This is a genomic window from Mumia xiangluensis, from assembly GCF_010994095.1.
Taxonomy (GTDB): Bacteria; Actinomycetota; Actinomycetes; order Propionibacteriales; family Nocardioidaceae; genus Mumia; species Mumia xiangluensis.
Genome location: NZ_WJYO01000004.1, coordinates 80,339 through 97,042, shown reverse-complemented (window position 1 = coordinate 97,042; position 16,704 = coordinate 80,339). Strand labels below are relative to the sequence as shown.

13 protein-coding genes are annotated in these 16,704 nt (G+C 71.8%); 9 read left to right on the top strand and 4 right to left on the bottom strand.

Annotation, left to right across the window (positions count from 1 at the left end):
* The first annotated feature begins 4 nt into the window (after positions 1-4).
* Genes uraD through allB form a run of 4 tightly spaced genes read left to right on the top strand, consistent with a single transcriptional unit; the run spans position 5 to position 3,129 of the window.
* A complete protein-coding gene (gene uraD, locus GH747_RS13550) occupies positions 5-529 on the top strand; it encodes a 2-oxo-4-hydroxy-4-carboxy-5-ureidoimidazoline decarboxylase (RefSeq protein ID WP_205602941.1) in 525 nt (174 codons plus the stop codon).
* Positions 526-861: a hydroxyisourate hydrolase gene (gene uraH, locus GH747_RS13545; protein WP_149770148.1), complete on the top strand. Its 336-nt coding sequence runs from the start codon at positions 526-528 to the stop codon at positions 859-861. The genes uraD and uraH overlap by 4 nt, the downstream gene beginning before the upstream one ends.
* Position 862: 1 nt before the next feature.
* Positions 863-1,792 carry a factor-independent urate hydroxylase gene (pucL, locus tag GH747_RS13540; RefSeq protein WP_149770147.1) on the top strand — a complete coding sequence of 310 codons (930 nt, stop codon included), beginning with the start codon at positions 863-865 and terminating at the stop codon, positions 1,790-1,792.
* A 2-nt stretch (positions 1,793-1,794) separates the two neighbouring features.
* Positions 1,795-3,129 (top strand): allantoinase AllB, encoded by a 1,335-nt coding sequence (gene allB, locus GH747_RS13535; RefSeq protein WP_149770146.1) that lies wholly within the window; start codon positions 1,795-1,797, stop codon positions 3,127-3,129.
* Between the two features lie 6 nt (positions 3,130-3,135).
* Here the strand turns inward: allB and ggt are convergent, their stop codons facing one another.
* Complete coding sequence (ggt, locus tag GH747_RS13530) at positions 3,136-4,959, bottom strand: gamma-glutamyltransferase (RefSeq protein ID WP_149770145.1); 1,824 nt, start codon at positions 4,957-4,959, stop codon at positions 3,136-3,138.
* A gap of 155 nt (positions 4,960-5,114) precedes the next feature.
* Between ggt and GH747_RS13525 the strand changes: the two genes are divergently transcribed.
* The gene (locus GH747_RS13525; RefSeq protein WP_149770144.1) at positions 5,115-6,080 is read left to right on the top strand and encodes a type IV toxin-antitoxin system AbiEi family antitoxin domain-containing protein; all 966 of its coding nucleotides are present in this window, start codon (positions 5,115-5,117) and stop codon (positions 6,078-6,080) included.
* 36 nt (positions 6,081-6,116) lie between these two features.
* Here GH747_RS13525 and GH747_RS13520 read toward each other — a convergent pair whose 3' ends face one another.
* Positions 6,117-6,887, bottom strand: a complete 771-nt coding sequence (locus GH747_RS13520) for an SGNH/GDSL hydrolase family protein (RefSeq protein ID WP_149770143.1) — start codon at positions 6,885-6,887, stop codon at positions 6,117-6,119.
* Positions 6,888-6,961: 74 nt separating this feature from the next.
* Here GH747_RS13520 and GH747_RS13515 point away from each other — a divergent pair, with 74 nt between their 5' ends.
* From GH747_RS13515 to pta, 3 genes are all read left to right on the top strand, one after another.
* Entirely contained in the window at positions 6,962-9,511 is a 2,550-nt protein-coding gene (locus GH747_RS13515) for a DEAD/DEAH box helicase (RefSeq protein ID WP_149770142.1), read from the top strand.
* Positions 9,512-9,594: 83 nt separating this feature from the next.
* Entirely contained in the window at positions 9,595-10,116 is a 522-nt protein-coding gene (locus GH747_RS13510) for a GNAT family N-acetyltransferase (protein ID WP_149770141.1), read from the top strand.
* A 284-nt stretch (positions 10,117-10,400) separates the two neighbouring features.
* Entirely contained in the window at positions 10,401-12,482 is a 2,082-nt protein-coding gene (gene pta / locus GH747_RS13505) for a phosphate acetyltransferase (protein ID WP_149770140.1), read from the top strand.
* Between the two features lie 2 nt (positions 12,483-12,484).
* Here pta and GH747_RS13500 read toward each other — a convergent pair whose 3' ends face one another.
* Entirely contained in the window at positions 12,485-14,047 is a 1,563-nt protein-coding gene (locus tag GH747_RS13500) for an aldehyde dehydrogenase family protein (RefSeq protein WP_228552925.1), read from the bottom strand.
* A 148-nt stretch (positions 14,048-14,195) separates the two neighbouring features.
* On the opposite strand from GH747_RS13500, the gene GH747_RS13495 reads away from it, so the two are divergent.
* Positions 14,196-15,020: an alpha/beta fold hydrolase gene (locus GH747_RS13495; protein WP_149770139.1), complete on the top strand. Its 825-nt coding sequence runs from the start codon at positions 14,196-14,198 to the stop codon at positions 15,018-15,020.
* On the opposite strand, the gene GH747_RS13490 is transcribed toward GH747_RS13495, so the two are convergent.
* A complete protein-coding gene (locus GH747_RS13490) occupies positions 15,021-16,643 on the bottom strand; it encodes a GMC family oxidoreductase (protein WP_149770138.1) in 1,623 nt (540 codons plus the stop codon).
* Positions 16,644-16,704 lie beyond the last annotated feature (61 nt).

Sequence of the window (16,704 nt, the reverse complement as noted above, 5' to 3'; positions counted from 1 at the left end):
CGCCATGGACATGGACCTCACCGCCGTCAACACGGTGCCGCCCGCCGAGCTCGCGGCGGCACTGACGGCGTGCGCCGACGTCCCCCGCTGGGTCGACACCGTGGTTGCCGCGCGCCCGTTCGCGAGCACCGAGCAGCTCCTCGCGTACGCCGACGCTGCCGCCCGCAGCTGGAACGACGCCGAGGTCGACCGCGCCCTCGCGCGGCACCCCCGCATCGGCGAGCGGTCGCGGCGCCCCGCCGCCGAGGCCGCGATGTCCGCGCGCGAGCAGTCCGGCGTCCCCGCCGACGACGACGTGGCTGCGAGGCTGCGCGCCGGCAACGCGGCGTACGAGGAGCGGTTCGACCGGGTCTTCCTCGTCCGTGCCGCGGGGCGCGACGCCGAGGAGATCCTGGCGCTGCTCGAGACCCGACTCGGCAACGACGACGACACCGAGCGGGAGGTCGTCAAGGGCCAGCTCCGCGAGATCGCGATGCTGCGGCTGCAATCGCTGGTGGCGGCGCCGCCCAGCGGCAAGGATGGAGCATGACCAGCCACGTCACCACCCACGTCCTGGACACCTCCCTCGGACTCCCCGCAGCCGGTATCGCGGTCACGCTCAGCCACGTCGACGACCGCGCCGTCGAGCCCATGGCGGTCGGCACCACCGACACGGACGGCCGCATCACCGACCTCGGTCCCCGGCACATCCCCGCCGGCACCTACCGGCTGACGTTCGACACCGACGCGTACTTCGCCCGCGACGACCGCGCGACGTTCTACCCGGCCGTGGAGGTCACCTTCACGATCGACGGCGCCGCGCACGTCCACGTGCCGCTGCTGCTCAGCCCGTACGGCTTCTCCACCTACCGAGGGAGCTGACATGGCCGACCCGAGGGCGTCGTACACGCTCGGCCCCAACCAGTACGGCAAGGCCGAGGTCCGCCTCGTACGGGTCGACCGGGACACCCTGCGCCACCGCGTCACCGACCTGTCGGTCACGAGCCAGCTCGCCGGTGACTTCACGGCGGCGCACACGTCGGGCGACAACGCGCACGTGGTGGCGACAGACACGCAGAAGAACACCGTGTACGCGTTCGCGCGAGACGGCGTCGGCGCTCCCGAGACGTTCCTGCTGCGGCTCGCCGACCACTTCACCGGGTCGTTCGCGTGGGTGACCGGCGGTCGTTGGGCCGCGGAGCAGTACGCGTGGTCGCGCATTCCGACCTCCACGGCCCCCGAGGGGCACGACCATGCGTTCTCGCGCGACGGTGCCGAGACGCGTACGGCGCTGGTGGTCCGCGACGGCGACGCGACGACGGTGCTCGCGGGTCTGAAGGACCTCGTCGTGCTCAAGTCGACCGGGTCGGAGTTCGCCGGGTTCCCGCGGGACGAGTACACGACGCTGGCCGACACCGACGACCGGATCCTCGCGACCTCGGTGACCGCGCGCTGGCGGTACGCAGGATCCGTGCCGGCGTCGTTCGGAGCCGACAGGTACGACTCCGCCTACGCCACCGTCCGCGCTGCGATGCTCGACGCGTTCGCCGCGACGTACTCGCTCGCTCTCCAGCAGACGCTGTACGCGATGGGCGCCGCCGTCCTCGACTCCGTGCCCGAGATCGCCGAGATCCGGTTCTCCATGCCGAACCGGCACCACTTCCTCGTCGACCTGGCGCCCTTCGGCCTCGACAACCCCGGCGAGGTCTTCTACGCGGCCGACCGGCCGTACGGGTTGATCGAGGCGGCCGTGCTGCGCGACGACGCCGACGCCGCCGAGCCGGTGTGGGCCGCGGCGGCCGGATTCTGCTGACGATGCGCGAGACCAGCCTCAGCGCGGCGCACGTCCTGCTCGACGGCGCCCTGCGGCCGGCGACAATCACGATCCGCGACGGGCGCGTCTCGGCGCTGGCCGAGGGAGCCGACCCGAGCGCGGACGTCGCGGTCGACGCCGACACGTACGTCCTGCCCGGGATCGTCGACACGCACGTGCACGTCAACGAGCCAGGACGCACCGCGTGGGAGGGCTTCGCGACGGCGACCGAGGCGGCCGCCCGCGGTGGTGTGACGACGGTCGTCGACATGCCGCTCAACAGCATCCCCGCGACGACGACACCCGACGCGCTCGCACTGAAGCGTGGGCGCGCCGCCGGCCAGGTGCGCGTCGACACCGGCTTCTGGGGCGGCGCCGTCCCGGACAACCTCGGGTCGTTGGAAGGCCTGCAGGACGAGGGTGTCTTCGGGTTCAAGTGCTTCCTCGTCGACTCCGGCGTCCCCGAGTTCGCCCCGCTCGACCGCGACCAGCTGCATGCGGCGATGCGCGAGGTCGGCGGCTTCGACGGGCTGCTGATCGTGCACGCGGAGGACCCGGCGGTGATCGCCGCCGCGCCGTCACCGCCCAGCCGGGCGTACGCGGACTTCGTCGCCTCCCGCCCCGACGCCGCCGAGGTCGCAGCGATCGCGACGGTGATCGACGCGGTCCGCGAGCACGGGACCCGGACGCACCTCCTCCACCTCTCGTCGGCCCGCGCGCTGGACCTGATCGCGGACGCGCGCGCTGAGGGCCTGCCACTCACGGTCGAGACGTGCCCGCACTACCTCGTGCTGGACGCCGCCTCGGTGCCCGACGGTGCGGCGGAGTTCGTGTGCTGCCCACCGATCCGCGACCGCGGCAACCAGGACGCGCTGTGGGACGCGCTCGTCCACGGCGTGATCGACTGCGTCGTCTCGGACCACTCCCCCTCGACCGCTGCGGAGAAGACCCGTGGCGGCGGCGACCTCCAGCAGGCGTGGGGCGGCATCGCGGGGCTGCAGGTCGGCTTCGTCGCCGTCGCGGACGCGGCGCTGAGGCGCGGTGTCGGGATCGAACGGGTGAGCGCGTGGATGTCCGCCGCACCCGCCCGCGTCGCCACGGTCCGCGGCAAGGGCGCGATCGCGGTCGGCCACGACGCGGACCTCGTGCTCTGGGCACCCGGCGCGTCGTACGAGGTGCACGCGGACGCGCTGGCGCACAAGAACAAGCTCACCGCGTACGACGGGCTGACCCTGCACGGTCGGGTGACCCGCACCCTGCTGCGGGGCGAGCCGGTCTTCGACGCGGCCACCGGCGGCGTACCAACCGCTCCTACGGGCCGGCTGCTCCGCCGCTGACCCCCGTCACCACCGCTTCGGCCGCACCACCAGTCCCGTGCCGCCACCGCGGCGCACCGGCTCCGCTGCAGCCGTCATCGTTCCGTGCCGCCCGACCTCGATCGTCGCGGCCGCCCCGATCTCCGCGGCGGAGGTGAACGCGTCGCCGGAGGGCACCAGCCGCTGCCCGTACGGCGCGAGCGCGGCGCCGTACGCCTCGATGAACGCCGGCTCCGCCGGAGTCGTCGGCGCGTTGCGGCTCGAGGCCCGCGGGGCCGCGACCGCCTCCGGCAGCGTCATGCCGAGGTCGATCCGGTTCATGAGGATCTGCAGGACGGTCGTGATGATGGTGGCGCCGCCGGGCGAGCCGACCACGTACCTCACCTTGCCGTCGTCGACCACGATCGTCGGTGCCATCGAGGAGCGCGGGCGCTTGCCGGGTGCGATGCGGTTCGGGTCGTTCTCGTCGTACACGGCGGTGAAGTCGGTCAGCTCGTTGTTCAGCAGGAAGCCGCGGCCGGGCACGGTGATGCCGGAGCCGCCGGTCTGCTCGATCGTCAGCGTGTAGGCGACCGCGTTGCCCCACTTGTCGACGACCGAGAGGTGGGTCGTCGAGACGTTCTCGGTGTCCTCCTTCTCGGCCCGAGCGGCGGCGCCGCAGCCCGATCCGTCGAGCGCACCCGGCGCCACCGGCCGGATCGCCGCCGTCGTCGGGTCGATCACGCACGCCCGCGAGTCGGCGAAGCGCTGGCTCAGCAACGTACGGGTGGGCACGTCCACGAAGGCCGGGTCACCGACGTACGCGTTGCGGTCGGCGAACGCGTGCGCGCTCGCCTCGAGGAAGAGGTGCAGGCTCTGCGCCGTGCCCGAGCCGCCGCGCAGCCGGTAGTTCTCGAGGATGTTCAGCGCCTCGCCGACCGTGGTGCCGCCGGAGCTCGAGGGCGCCATCGAGTAGACGTCGTGGCCGCGGTAGGTGACCTTGCTCGGCGCCTGGTTCACCACCTCGTACGCCGCCAGGTCGGCCGCCGTCATCGTGCCGGCAGGTGCCGGGAGCGTGGATGCAGGGTCCTTCGGCGGGTTCTGCACCGTCTCGGCGATCTCGTCGGCGAGGGCACCGCGGTAGAAGGCCCGCGGCCCGCGCAGCGCGATCTTCGCGTAGGTCCGCGCGAGGTCGGGGTTGCGGAAGGTCGTGCCGACCTGCGGGGCGTCACCACCCGGCAGGAACAGGGCGGCCGTGTCGGGGAACGCCGCGAACCGCGCCTTGTTGTCCAGCGTCTGGTTGCGGAACGTCTGGTCGACCGGGAACCCCTTCGCGGCGACGCCGATGGCCGGGGCGAGAGACCGGGCGAGACTGCGCGTCCCGAACCGGTCGAGCGCCTCGTCCCAGGTCGCGAGCGTGCCCGGGACGCCGACGGCGACGCCGGAGGAGACGAGCTCGGGCGTGAACCGGTACGGCGCGCCGGTGGCGGGGTCGATGAACGCCGTCTCGGGGTCGATGCCTGCGGGGGCGGTCTCGCGTCCGTCGACCGTGGAGACCTTGCGCTTCTTCGCGTCGTAGAAGACGAAGTAGCCGCCGCCCCCGATCCCCGCGCTGTAGGGCTCGGTCACGCCGAGGGTCGCCGCCATCGCGACCGCTGCGTCGGCGGCGTTGCCCCCGCGGGCCAGGACGTCGCGCCCGACCCTGCTGGCGGTCGCGTCGACGGAGGCGACCGCGCCACCCGTGCCGTACGACGTGGGTGTCGGCTGTGGGGGCGGCGCTGGCTTGTGCGCCTCGGCCGCGGGGACCCCGGCCAGCACGGCCAGGCCCAGCGCGGATGCAGACAGAGTCGTGGTGATGCGCCTCACGTCCATCCTGCGACGCTACGGCGGGCACGGCCGCGGCGCAGATCGAGAGAGCGTTGGCGGCCTGTGCGGTCCATGGGTGTCACCTGCTGACACCTGTGGACCGCGCTGGCGGTCTGTGGACGACGGGCACGCGTCGGGCCTGCTCACGCCACGCTGGCGCCGTGGACGACGTGGCTGAGCTTCTCGCGACGCAGAGCGGCGTCGTCGCCCGTCGGCAGATCCTCGCGCTCGGGCTCGGCCCGAACGACGTCCGTCGAATGCTCCGACGGGATGAGCTCGTGTCCCTGCATCCCGGCGTGCTCGTGAACCACACCGGGGACCCGACCTGGATCCAGCGCGCGTGGGGCGCCGTGCTGTACGCGTGGCCCGCCGCGCTCGCGGGTGAGTCGGCGCTCCGCGCGGCCCGTAGGCACGGGCTCGACTCGACCCGCGAGGAGGTCGTGACCGTCGCGGTCGATCGCGGCCGCAATCTCAAGGCAGCACCGGACACGATCGATGTCGTACGACGGGCCCGTCTCCACGGGCTCGTGCTCTGGAACACGTCGCCCCCGCGCCTGCGCTACGAGGAGGCCGTGCTGGACCTCGCGCTGGATGCCTCCGACGAGGTCGATGCGGTCGCCGTGCTGGCCGGCGCCTGCGGGTCTCGACGCACCACGGCCCTCCGGCTCGTGTCCACGATCGCCGCTCGGTCCCGGGTCGCGCGCCGACGATGGCTGATCGCCGTGCTGCGCGACATCGCCGAGGGCACGCACTCCGTGCTCGAGCACGGCTACCTCGATCGTGTCGTGCGTCCGCACTGCTTGCCACGCGGGCGTCGCCAGCTCGTCACGAAGGTGGGCGGCCGCACCGCGTACCGCGACGTCGAGCACGGACTCGTGGTGGTGGAGCTCGACGGCCGGATCTATCACGAGTCGAGCGGACAGCGCGACGACGACCTCGAGCGCGACCTCGACGTCCTCGTCGAGGGCCGACCGACGGCGAGGCTCGGGTGGGGTCAGGTCTATCGACGTCCGTGCGCCACGGCTCTCAAGCTCGCGATGCTGCTCCGACGGCACGGGTGGGGCGGTTCGCCGGTCCCGTGCAGCGCTCCGGACTGCGCAGTGCGGTCCATGAGTGTCACCTGCTGACACCTGTGGACCGCGCTGGCGTCTGTGCGCGCCGGCTCAGATCGGCTCGAGGCTCGGGCGCTTCGGCTTCACCGAGTCGCCCGAGGAGGTGCCGTTCATCCGGCGCTGGACCCACGGCATCGCGAACTCCTTGGCCCACGCGAGGTCGGCGTCGCGCTTCTCCTTCTTGGACGGCGGCAGGGCCTTCGGGAGACGCGGCTTCTTCAGGTCGTGGGGGACGCCGAGGGTGTCGAGCACGTGGATCGCCATCTGCTTGTGGCCGGGCGTCGCCATGTGGAGACGATCGGAGTCCCAGTAGCGCTCGTCGCGGAACTCGCGGAACCGCCAGTAGTCGACCACGGTCGCGCCGTGGTTGTCCGCGATCTCCCGCACGATCTCGTTGTAGACCGCGACCCGCCCGCGCAGCTTGCCGAACACCGGCGCGTGGCCGAGATCGAAGCCGGTGAACACGACGACGCGTGCCCCGCAGACGGCGAGACGGCCGACCGCGGCGTCGTACAGCTCGCCCAGGAGATCGAGGTCGACCTTGGGACGGAGGATGTCGTTGCCGCCGGCGTAGATCGTCACGAGGTCCGGTGAGAGCTTGAGCGCCGGCTCGAGCTGCTCGGCGATCACCGGCTTGAGCAGGCGCCCCCGGACGGCGAGGTTCGCGTAGCCGAAGTCGTCGGTCCTCGTCGCCAGCACCTCGGCGACCCGGTCCGCCCACCCACGGAGGCCGTTCGGTCGGGACTTGTCGGGGTCGCCGACGCCTTCGGTGAACGAATCTCCCATGGCGACATAACGGTGGAAGGTGGGTTCGCTGACCATGACCACGATTGTTGCACCGGCGACCACGCGGGCCGAGCACCCCGGTAGGCCCCGCGTGGGAGGATGGACGCATCATGCGCCTCGTCGACCACCTGCCTGCCGCCGAGGAGTCCGACGACGCCGATCTGGTGTTCGATGCGTTCAGCAGCTGGGCCGAGAGTGAGGGCCTGACCCTCTATCCCGCCCAGGAGGACGCGCTCATCGAGATCGTGTCCGGCTCGAACGTGATCCTCGCGACACCCACCGGGTCCGGCAAGAGCCTCGTCGCCGCAGGAGCGCAGTTCGCCGCGCTGGCCAAGGGGAGGCGCAGCTTCTACACCGCCCCGATCAAGGCGCTGGTGTCGGAGAAGTTCTTCGCGCTCGTCGACATGTTCGGCGCCGACAAGGTCGGGATGATGACCGGTGACGCCTCGGTCAACGCCGACGCGCCGATCATCGCCGCCACGGCCGAGATCCTTGCCAACAAGGCGCTGCGCGAGGGTGCCGCCGCCGACGTCGGCCTCGTCGTCATGGACGAGTTCCACTTCTACTCCGAGCCGGACCGCGGCTGGGCGTGGGAGGTGCCGCTGCTGGAGCTCCCGCACGCGCAGTTCCTGCTGATGTCGGCGACGCTCGGCGACACCACCCGCTTCCAGGAGGACCTCACGCGCCGCACCGGACGCGAGACGACCCTCGTCGCCGGCACCGAGCGGCCGGTGCCGCTGGTCCACGAGTACGTCACCTCACCCGTGCACGAGACCGTCGAGGAGCTGCTCGCGACCGGTCAGGCACCGATCTACATCGTGCACTTCACGCAGGCCTCGGCGATCGAACGCGCGCAGGCGCTGTCGAGCATCAACGTGACCACGCGCGCCGAGAAGGACACGATCGCGACCGAGCTCGGCGACTTCAAGTTCCAGACGGGGTTCGGCAAGACCCTGTCGCGACTGGTCCGGATGGGCGTCGGAGTCCACCACGCCGGGATGCTGCCGCGCTACCGGCGCCTGGTCGAGCGGCTCACCCAGAAGGGCCTGCTCAAGGTCGTCTGCGGCACCGACACGCTCGGCGTCGGCATCAACGTGCCGATCCGCACCGTGCTGTTCTCCGGACTGTCGAAGTACGACGGCATCCGCCAGCGGCACCTGCACGTGCGCGAGTTCCAGCAGATCGCCGGGCGTGCCGGACGCGCCGGCTACGACACGATCGGCCGCGTGGTCGTCGAGGCGCCCGAGCACGAGGTCGAGAACGCCAAGATGGTCCGCAAGGCCGGCGACGACCCCAAGAAGCTCCGCCGGATCCAGCGCAAGAAGCCGCCCGAGGGATTCGTCAACTGGTCCGACCGCACCTTCGACAAGCTCTCCACCGGCCAGCCCGAGCCGCTCGCGTCGCGGATGCGGATGACGCACGCGATGGTGCTCAACCTCGTCGCGCGTCCCGGCGACGCCCGCGCCGCCGTACGCTCCCTCGTCACGGGCAGCCACGCGAGCGAGGCAGACCAGGAGCGGATGCTCGCCGAGGCCGAGTCGATCTTCACGACCTTGATCGAGGGTGGCGTCGTCGAGGAGCTGGCCGAGCCCGACGCCGACGGCCGTACGGTGCGCCTGACCATCGACATGCAGGAGGACTTCGCGCTCAACCAGCCGCTGGCCCCGTTCGCGGTGGCGGCGCTGGAGATCCTCGACCCCGACTCGCCGACGTACGCGCTCGAGGTCGTGTCGGTGTTCGAGGCGATCCTCGAGGACCCGCGTCCGATCATCAGCGCCCAGCGCAACCGCGCCAAGGGTGAGGCCGTCGCGGAGATGAAGGCGGAGGGCATCGAGTACGAGGAGCGCATGGAGCTCCTCGAGGAGGTCGAGCACCCGCAGCCGCTGCGCGACGAGCTCGAGGTCGCGTACGAGGCGTACCGCACCGGACACCCCTGGGTCTCCGACTACCAGCTCAAGCCGAAGTCCGTCGCCCGCGAGATGTGGGAGCGGTCGATGACGTTCGCCGAGTACGTGAGCATGTATCAGCTCGCGCGCTCCGAGGGGCTCGTGCTGCGCTACCTGTCCGACATCTACCGGACGCTGCGTCACACGGTCCCCGACAGCTACGTGACCGACGAGATCGACGACATCACGTACTGGCTCGGCGAGGTCGTCCGCCAGACGGACTCGAGCCTCCTCGACGAGTGGGAGGCGCTCGCGTCGGGCGAGGGCGGCTCGGTCGACGTCGTCATCGCCCAGCACGAAGCCCTCGACGCCGGCCCGCCTCCGGTGACGGCCAACGAGCGCGCATTCCGGGTGCTGGTCCGCAACGCGCTGTTCCGCCGCGTCGAGCTCATGGCGCTGCGCCGGTGGGTCGACCTCGGCGCGATGGACGGCGCCGCCGGGTGGAACGCCGACGTGTGGCAGGAGGCGATCCAGGACTACTTCGCCGAGTACGACTCGCTCGGGACCGGGCCCGACGCGCGTGGCCCGGCGATGCTCGTGGTCGACACCGATCCCGAGGGCGCGGAGACCCGGGTCTGGCACGTCCGCCAGATCCTCGACGACCCCGAGGGCGACCACGACTGGTGCATCTTCGCGACCGTCCACCTCGACGCCTCCGACGAGGCCGGCGAGGCCGTCGTGCAGGTCACGGACGTCGGCCCGATGACGGGCTGACCGTTCCCGTAGCACCCCGCTCCCCCGTTCCACGACACGGGACCGTGACCGCACGGCCGAGGCGGCGTCGTACGGTTCCCCGCGTGGCTCTCTTCTTCGTCGTCGATCCGCCCCTGACCCCCGCACTGCGCGACGGGCTCCTGCGCACCTGGACCGCCGCGTCCAACGCCGGCGGCGCGATCGGGTTCGTGCCGCCCGTGACCGAGGACGACGTCGAGCCGACCCTCGACCTCCAGCTCGCCGCCGTCGCGCGGGGCCGCATGCGTCTGCTGGTCGGGTTCGACGGCGACGAGGTGCGTGCCGCGGGCTTCGTGGAGCGCAACACCCACCGCCTGATGCAGCACTGGGTGTGGGCCAAGACCGTGATGGTGCACCCGGAGGCGCAGGGCCGTGGGGCGGGCTTCGCGCTCATGCTCGCGATCGCCGGCCTCGCGCGGAGCATGCCCGGCACCGAGGCGATCAGGCTCAGCTGCCGCGGAGGCCTGGGGCTGGAGGACTTCTACGCCCGGTGCGGCTACAAGGAGGTCGGGCGCGTTCCCGGAGCGATCCGTGTCGGCCCCGGTGACGACCGCGACGACATCACGATGCTCCTGACACTGGGCTGAGTGTCGTCCCACCCACGCCGTACCGCGGTGAGCCTGGTCCCACCCACGCCGTACCGCGGTGAGCCTGGTCCCACCCACGCCGTACCGCGGTGAGCCTGGTCCCACCCACGCCGTACCGCGGTGAGCCTGGTCCCACCCACGCCCTCGCCCGTGGGACCACACTCACCGCCCGGGCGGATGGGCCGGGGGATCGGCGGGACATGGGCAGGGGAATCGGCGGGATGACGCGGGGCTGACCCGCCGCTCGCGGGCGTACGACACCGCCCGCCCCTACGCTCGAAGGCGTGGGAAGCAGCGTCTACATCGCATCCGTCGAAGGATTCACCGGCAAGTCGACCGTGGCGCTCGGGGTCGCCGAGCAGCTGTCGAGGCGGGTCCGTACGGTCGGCGTCTTCCGCCCGGTCGTGCGCGGCGACGCCCACGACACCGGCGGCCGTGACTACGTGCTCGACATGCTCGTCGCGCACGACGCGGTGACCACCTCGTACGAGGACGCGGTCGGCGTCACGTACGACGAGATCCACGCCGACCCGGTCGCTGCGATGGAACGGATCATCGAGCGGCACGCGACGGTGGCGGCGGCGTGCGACGTCGTGGTCGTCGTCGGCACGGACTACACGGACGTGGCGGCGCCGACCGAGTTCGCGTACAACGCGCGCATCGCGGCGAACCTCGCCGCACCCGTGCTGCTGGTGCTCAACGGGGCCGAGCGGACGCGGGCCGAGGTCCAGGGCATCTCCGACGTGACCGTCGCCGAGCTCGAGGCGAACCACGCCGAGCTGTTCGCGGTGATCGTCAACAGGGTGACGGACGCGGCGATCACGGCCGAGCCCGGCACGCTCGTCGACCGCGACGTGCTCGTGTACGCGGTGCCCGACGAGCCGGTGCTGTCGTCCCCGACCGTCGCCGACCTGATGACGGCCTGCGAGGGCACCCTCGTACGCGGCGACGCCCGGCTGCTCGGACGCGAGGCGAGCGGCTTCGTCGTCGCCGCGATGACCTTGCCGAACGTGCTCGACCGGCTCTTCGAGAGCGCCGTGGTCATCGCCCCCGGCGACCGTCCCGAGATCGTGCTCGGCGTGCTCACGGCGCACGCGTCGACGGAGTTCCCGCAGATCGCCGGCATCGTCCTCAACGGCGGCATCGCCCTTCCCGAGCAGGTCGACCGCCTCCTGCGCGGTGTCGGCTCGACGATGCCGATCATCGCGACCGACCTCGGCACGCACGCGACCTCCCAGGCGCTCACCGGGAGGCGCGGTCGACTGACCCGGGACTCGCCCCGCAAGATCGCGACCGCCCTGGCGCTGTTCGGCGAGCACGTCGACGGCGACGAGCTGCTCGACCGGCTGGAGGTCTCCCGGACGACGGCGGTGACGCCGCTGATGTTCGAGCACACCATCCTCGACCGGGCGACGGCCGACCGCCGCCACATCGTGCTGCCAGAGGGTGAGGAGGAGCGCATCCTGCGAGCGGCGGACATCCTGCTGCGCCGCGGGGTCGCCGACCTCACGCTGCTGGGCGACCCGATCGCGGTGTCGGCGCGGGCGGCGAGCCTCGGCGTCGACGTCTCCGCCGCGCGGGTGGTCGACCCGCGCACGTCTGACGACCGCGAGCACTTCGCGCAGGAGTACCACCGCCGTCGCCAGCACCGCGGGGTCGACCTCGACGAGGCTCGATCGACGGTCACCGACGTGTCGTACTACGGCACGATGATGGTCGAGCTCGGCTACGCCGACGGCATGGTGTCCGGTGCCGTCCACACGACCGCGCACACGATCCGACCCGCGCTCGAGGTCGTCAAGACGGTGCCCGGCGTCTCGACGGTGTCGTCGGTGTTCTTCATGTGCCTCGAGAACCAGGTGCTCGTGTACGGCGACTGTGCCGTCGTCGTGGACCCCGATGCCGTCCAGCTCGCCGACATCGCGATCTCGTCGGCACGGACGGCCGCCGCCTTCGACATCGAGCCGCGGGTCGCGATGCTGTCGTACTCGACCGGCGCCTCCGGCAGCGGCGCCGACGTCGAGAAGGTCCTCAACGCGACGGGGCTCGCGCAAGAGCGCGCGCCGGAGCTGATGATCGAAGGGCCGATCCAGTACGACGCCGCGATCGACCTCGCGGTCGCCCGGACGAAGCTGCCCGACTCCGAGGTGGCGGGGCGTGCCACGGTCTTCGTGTTCCCGGACCTCAACACCGGCAACAACACGTACAAGGCTGTGCAGCGCTCCGCCGGGGCCGTCGCCGTCGGCCCGGTGCTGCAGGGACTGCGGAAGCCGGTCAACGACCTGTCTCGCGGGGCCACGGTGCGCGACATCGTCAACACCGTGGCCATCACCGCGATCCAGGCGCAGGAGCTCCCAGCCCGCTAGGGCTACTTGTCCTTGACGTCGAGCGCCTTGCCGCCGTGGAGCATGGTGAGGACCTGGACGAACCGCTTGTCCTCCTTGGCGGTGCGACCGAAGCTCGTGAGCGCCATCACGGGCTTGAACCGCTGCACCGTGACGGCGTGGGAGTACGTGAACTCCTTCAGGCCGTCCTCGCCGTGGATGCGGCCGAAGCCCGACTCGCCGACGCCGCCGAAGGGCAGCGACGGGACACCCGCGAACGACGTCACCGAGTTGACCGACGTCATGCCCGAGCGGATCTGGTGTGCGATCTCGGCGGCACGCTTGCGACCGAACACGGCGCCGGCGAGGCCGTACGCGGTGGCGTTGGTCCGGCGTACGGCTTCCTCCATCGACGGCACCGAGTTCACGACGAGGGTCGGGCCGAAGGTCTCCTCGGTCACCGCGGGCGAGTCCTCGGGGACGCCGGTGATGATCGTCGGCTGCACGAAGCGCTCACCGACGGCATCGGGGCCGCCGACGACGGCGGTGCCGCCACGGGCGACCGCGTCCTCGATGTGGCGCTTGATGATCGGCAGCTGGCCGGGCATCGTGATCGGACCGAACTTCGCCTCGGGGTCGGAGCCGGCGCGGACAGTCGACGCCTTCGCGGTGATCTCGGCGACGAACGCGTCGAACACCTTCTCGTGGACGTACACGCGCTCGGTCCCGATGCACGTCTGGCCGGCGTTGCTCATGCCCGCCCACAGCGCCGCATCGGCCGCCGCCTCGATGTCGGCGTCCTCGTCGACGATGAGCGAGTCCTTGCCACCGGCCTCGATGACGACCGGGGTGAGGTTCTTCGCGGCGGCCTCCATGACCTTGCGGCCGGTGCCGGGAGAGCCCGTGAACGCGACCTTGTCGACCTTGGACGACGCGAGCGCCGCGCCCGTCTCGCCGAGCCCTGTGACCAGCTGCAGCACCGGGTAGTCCGAGACGACCTCGTTGAAGGAGTCGACGAGCCACCTGCCGACGCCGGGGGTGTACTCCGACGGCTTGAACACGACCGTGTTGCCGGCAGCGAGGGCGTACGCGATCGAACCCATCGGCGTGAAGACGGGGTAGTTCCACGGACCGATGACGCCGACGACGCCGAGCGCCTTGTACTCGATGGTCGCCTTCTGGTTCACCATGAGCATCCCCGAGGAGACCGTGCGGCGGCCGAGGAGCTTCTTGGCGTGGCCCGCGGCCCAGCCGATGTGGTCGATCGCCAGGCCGATCTCGAGCGCAGCGTCGGCGTGCGGCTTGCCGGTCTCGGCGTGCACGACTTCGGCGAGCTGGTGGATGCGGCGCGTGATGACACCCTTCCAGCGGTTGAGGACGTCCTTGCGGCCGTCGAACCCGATCTCCTGCCACCACTGGGTCGCGGCACGTGCGCGCTCGACCGCGGCGTCGACCTCCTCCCGCGTCGTCAGCGGGTAGGTGCCGACCACGTCGCCGGTCGCCGGACTCAACGAGTCGAACGTCGTCGGGGCTGCCGCGCTCTCGGCCGCGTCGGCAGCCTTCTTGCGCGAACGGCTGGTCTTCGGCATCGGGCTCGTGGTCGCCATCTCGTCCTCCGGGGGCTGTGATGCAGGGCACAGGGTGTCTGCGGGAAGCCTACTGCGCGGTAGCGCTCGACAACAGAGCGGTAAGTGAATGGCGAATCACATGGCTCCCCCGGCGATGAGTTCGGCCCGCACCCCCGGTCGTACAGGCATGAGCGTCGATCGCGCCGCGACCCGGTCCGTCGTCACGTCCGACGACGGCACGCGCATCGCGGTGACGCGCCGCGGCGCAGGTCCGCCGGTCGTGCTGGTCGACGGAGCCCTCGCGTCGAGCCGCACCGATCCCGACCGTCCGCTCGCCGAGCACCTGGCCGGGGCGTTCACCGTCTACGACTACGACCGGCGAGGCCGCGGCGACAGCACGGACACGCCGCCGTACGCCCCGCGCCGCGAGGTCGAGGACCTCGCGGCAGTCGTCTCCGCAGCCGGCGTGGGCTGCCACCTGTTCGGCGTCTCCGCCGGGGCGGCGCTCGCGCTCGAGGCGACCGCCGCCGGAGTCCCCGTCCGCCGGCTCGCCGTCTACGAGCCGCCGTACACCGGCGAGGTCGTCGGGTCCGCCGACGTCCGGCGCACGCGCAACGAGCTCGAGGCGCTCTTGGACGACGAGGCGCGAGGACACGCGCGGTACGGCGAGGCGGTCGCGCAGCTGTTCACCGTCTCGGGGATGCCCAAGGAGATGGTGACGCTGCTGCGGTGCACGCCGATCTGGCGCGAGTACGAGGCTCTGGCGCCGACCATCGCGTACGACCTGGCGGTCCTCGACGACGGCGTCGTGCCGCGCCAGCGGTTCGAGTCGATCGACGTCCCGACGCTCGTGCTGGACGGCGCCGCCAGCCCCGAGCTCCTGCGCCGCCCGGCACGGATCGTGGCGTGCGTCGCCAGCGCAGCGGCGTACCAGTCCCTGCCCGACCAGACGCACGACGTGGCCCCCGAGGTTCTCGCCCCGGTGCTCGCCGACTTCTTCGGGAGCCGCTGACTACGACGTGGCGATGGCGCCCGCGGCCACGGCGGGCGGCAACGCACGTCCCCGCAGGAGGTCGGCGGCCTTCTCGCCCACCATGATCGTCGGCGCATTCGTGTTGCCGCGCGGGACCATCGGCATCACCGACGCGTCGGCGACCCGCAGTCCCTCGACCCCGCGCACGCGCAGCTCGGCGTCGACGACCGATGCCTCACCGGAGCCCATCGCGCAGGTCCCCACCGGGTGGTAGAGCGTCTGGCTCTGCGCACGGATGTGCTCGACGAGCTCGGCGTCGGTGGGCACCGCGCCTCGCGTCCTCGGCATCCACAGGTCGACGAGGAAGCGGGCGAGCGGCCCGGACGCGACCGTGTCCAGGACCCGTCGCGTCCCGGCGAGCATCGCGTCGAGGTCGGTCTGGTCGTCGTAGTAGGCGGCGTCGATCTCCGGGTGCCACGCCGGGTCGGCCGACCGCAGCCGCAGCGACCCGCGGCTCGCGACGTTCACCAGCGTCGGCGCCACCGTGAACATCTGCGCCTGCGGCTCGTGCATCCCGTTGTCGTAGAACCCCGACGGCGCGACGTGGATCTGGAGATCCGGGGCAGGCAGCCCGTCGCGGCTGCTGAAGAACGCGCCGGCCTCGCCGATGTTGGACGCCAGCGGCCCCTTGCCCGTCGCCTTCCAGCGCACCAGGTTGGGGAGGTTGCTGGCCTGGGCGAGATCGGTGGTGCCGCGGGTGGTCCAGATCATCGGCAGCGCAGGGTGGTCGTGCAGGTTCGCGCCGACGCCGGGCAGGTCCGCGACGACGTCGATGCCGTGCTCACGCAGGTGCGAGGCCGGACCGACGCCGGAGAGCATCAGCAGCTGCGGGCTGTTGACCGCGCCGCCGGAGAGGACGACCTCGCGCTCCACGCGCGCAACCTGCTCGACTCCCGCCACGGCGTACGCGACACCGGTCGCACGCCCGCCCTCGATCACGACACGACTGACCAGGGCACCGGGGAGGACGGTGAGGTTCGGGCGATCGCGCACCGGGGAGAGATAGGCGTCGGCGACGGACCAGCGGCGTCCCTTGCGGCAGGTCACCTGGTAGAGCCCCGCACCCTCCTGCACCGCGCCGTTGAAGTCGTCGGTGCGCTCGAAGCCCGAGGCCACCGCGGAGTCGACCCAGGCCTGGCTGAGCTCGTGGGTGAAGACGCGGTCCTCGACGCGCAGCGGGCCGTCCGTGCCGTGGTACGGGCCGGCGAGGCGAGTGTTGCCCTCGGCGCGGACGAAGTACGGGAGGACGTCCTCGTAGCCCCATCCCTCGGCGCCGTACGCGTCGCGCCAGGTGTCGTAGTCGAGCGCGTTGCCTCGGATGTAGATCATCGCGTTCATCGACGAGCACCCGCCGACGGCCTTCATGCGGGGCCAGTACGCCCGGCGTCCGTGCAGCTGCTTCTGCTCGGTCGTCGTGTAGTTCCAGTCCCAGCGGGTCTTGAACAGGCTCGAGAAGGCCGCCGGGATCGAGATCTCGTCGGCGTCGGCCTCGGGCCCCGCCTCGAGCAGCAGCACCGTCACGGACGGGTCCTCGGTCAGCCGCGCCGCGACCACCGCTCCGGCGCTGCCGGCCCCCACCACCACGTAGTCGTACGACGTCATGCGCGGAAGTGTGACACACCTCATAGAGGGGGGCCCAGGATCCCGCCATCGGAGGACCCCG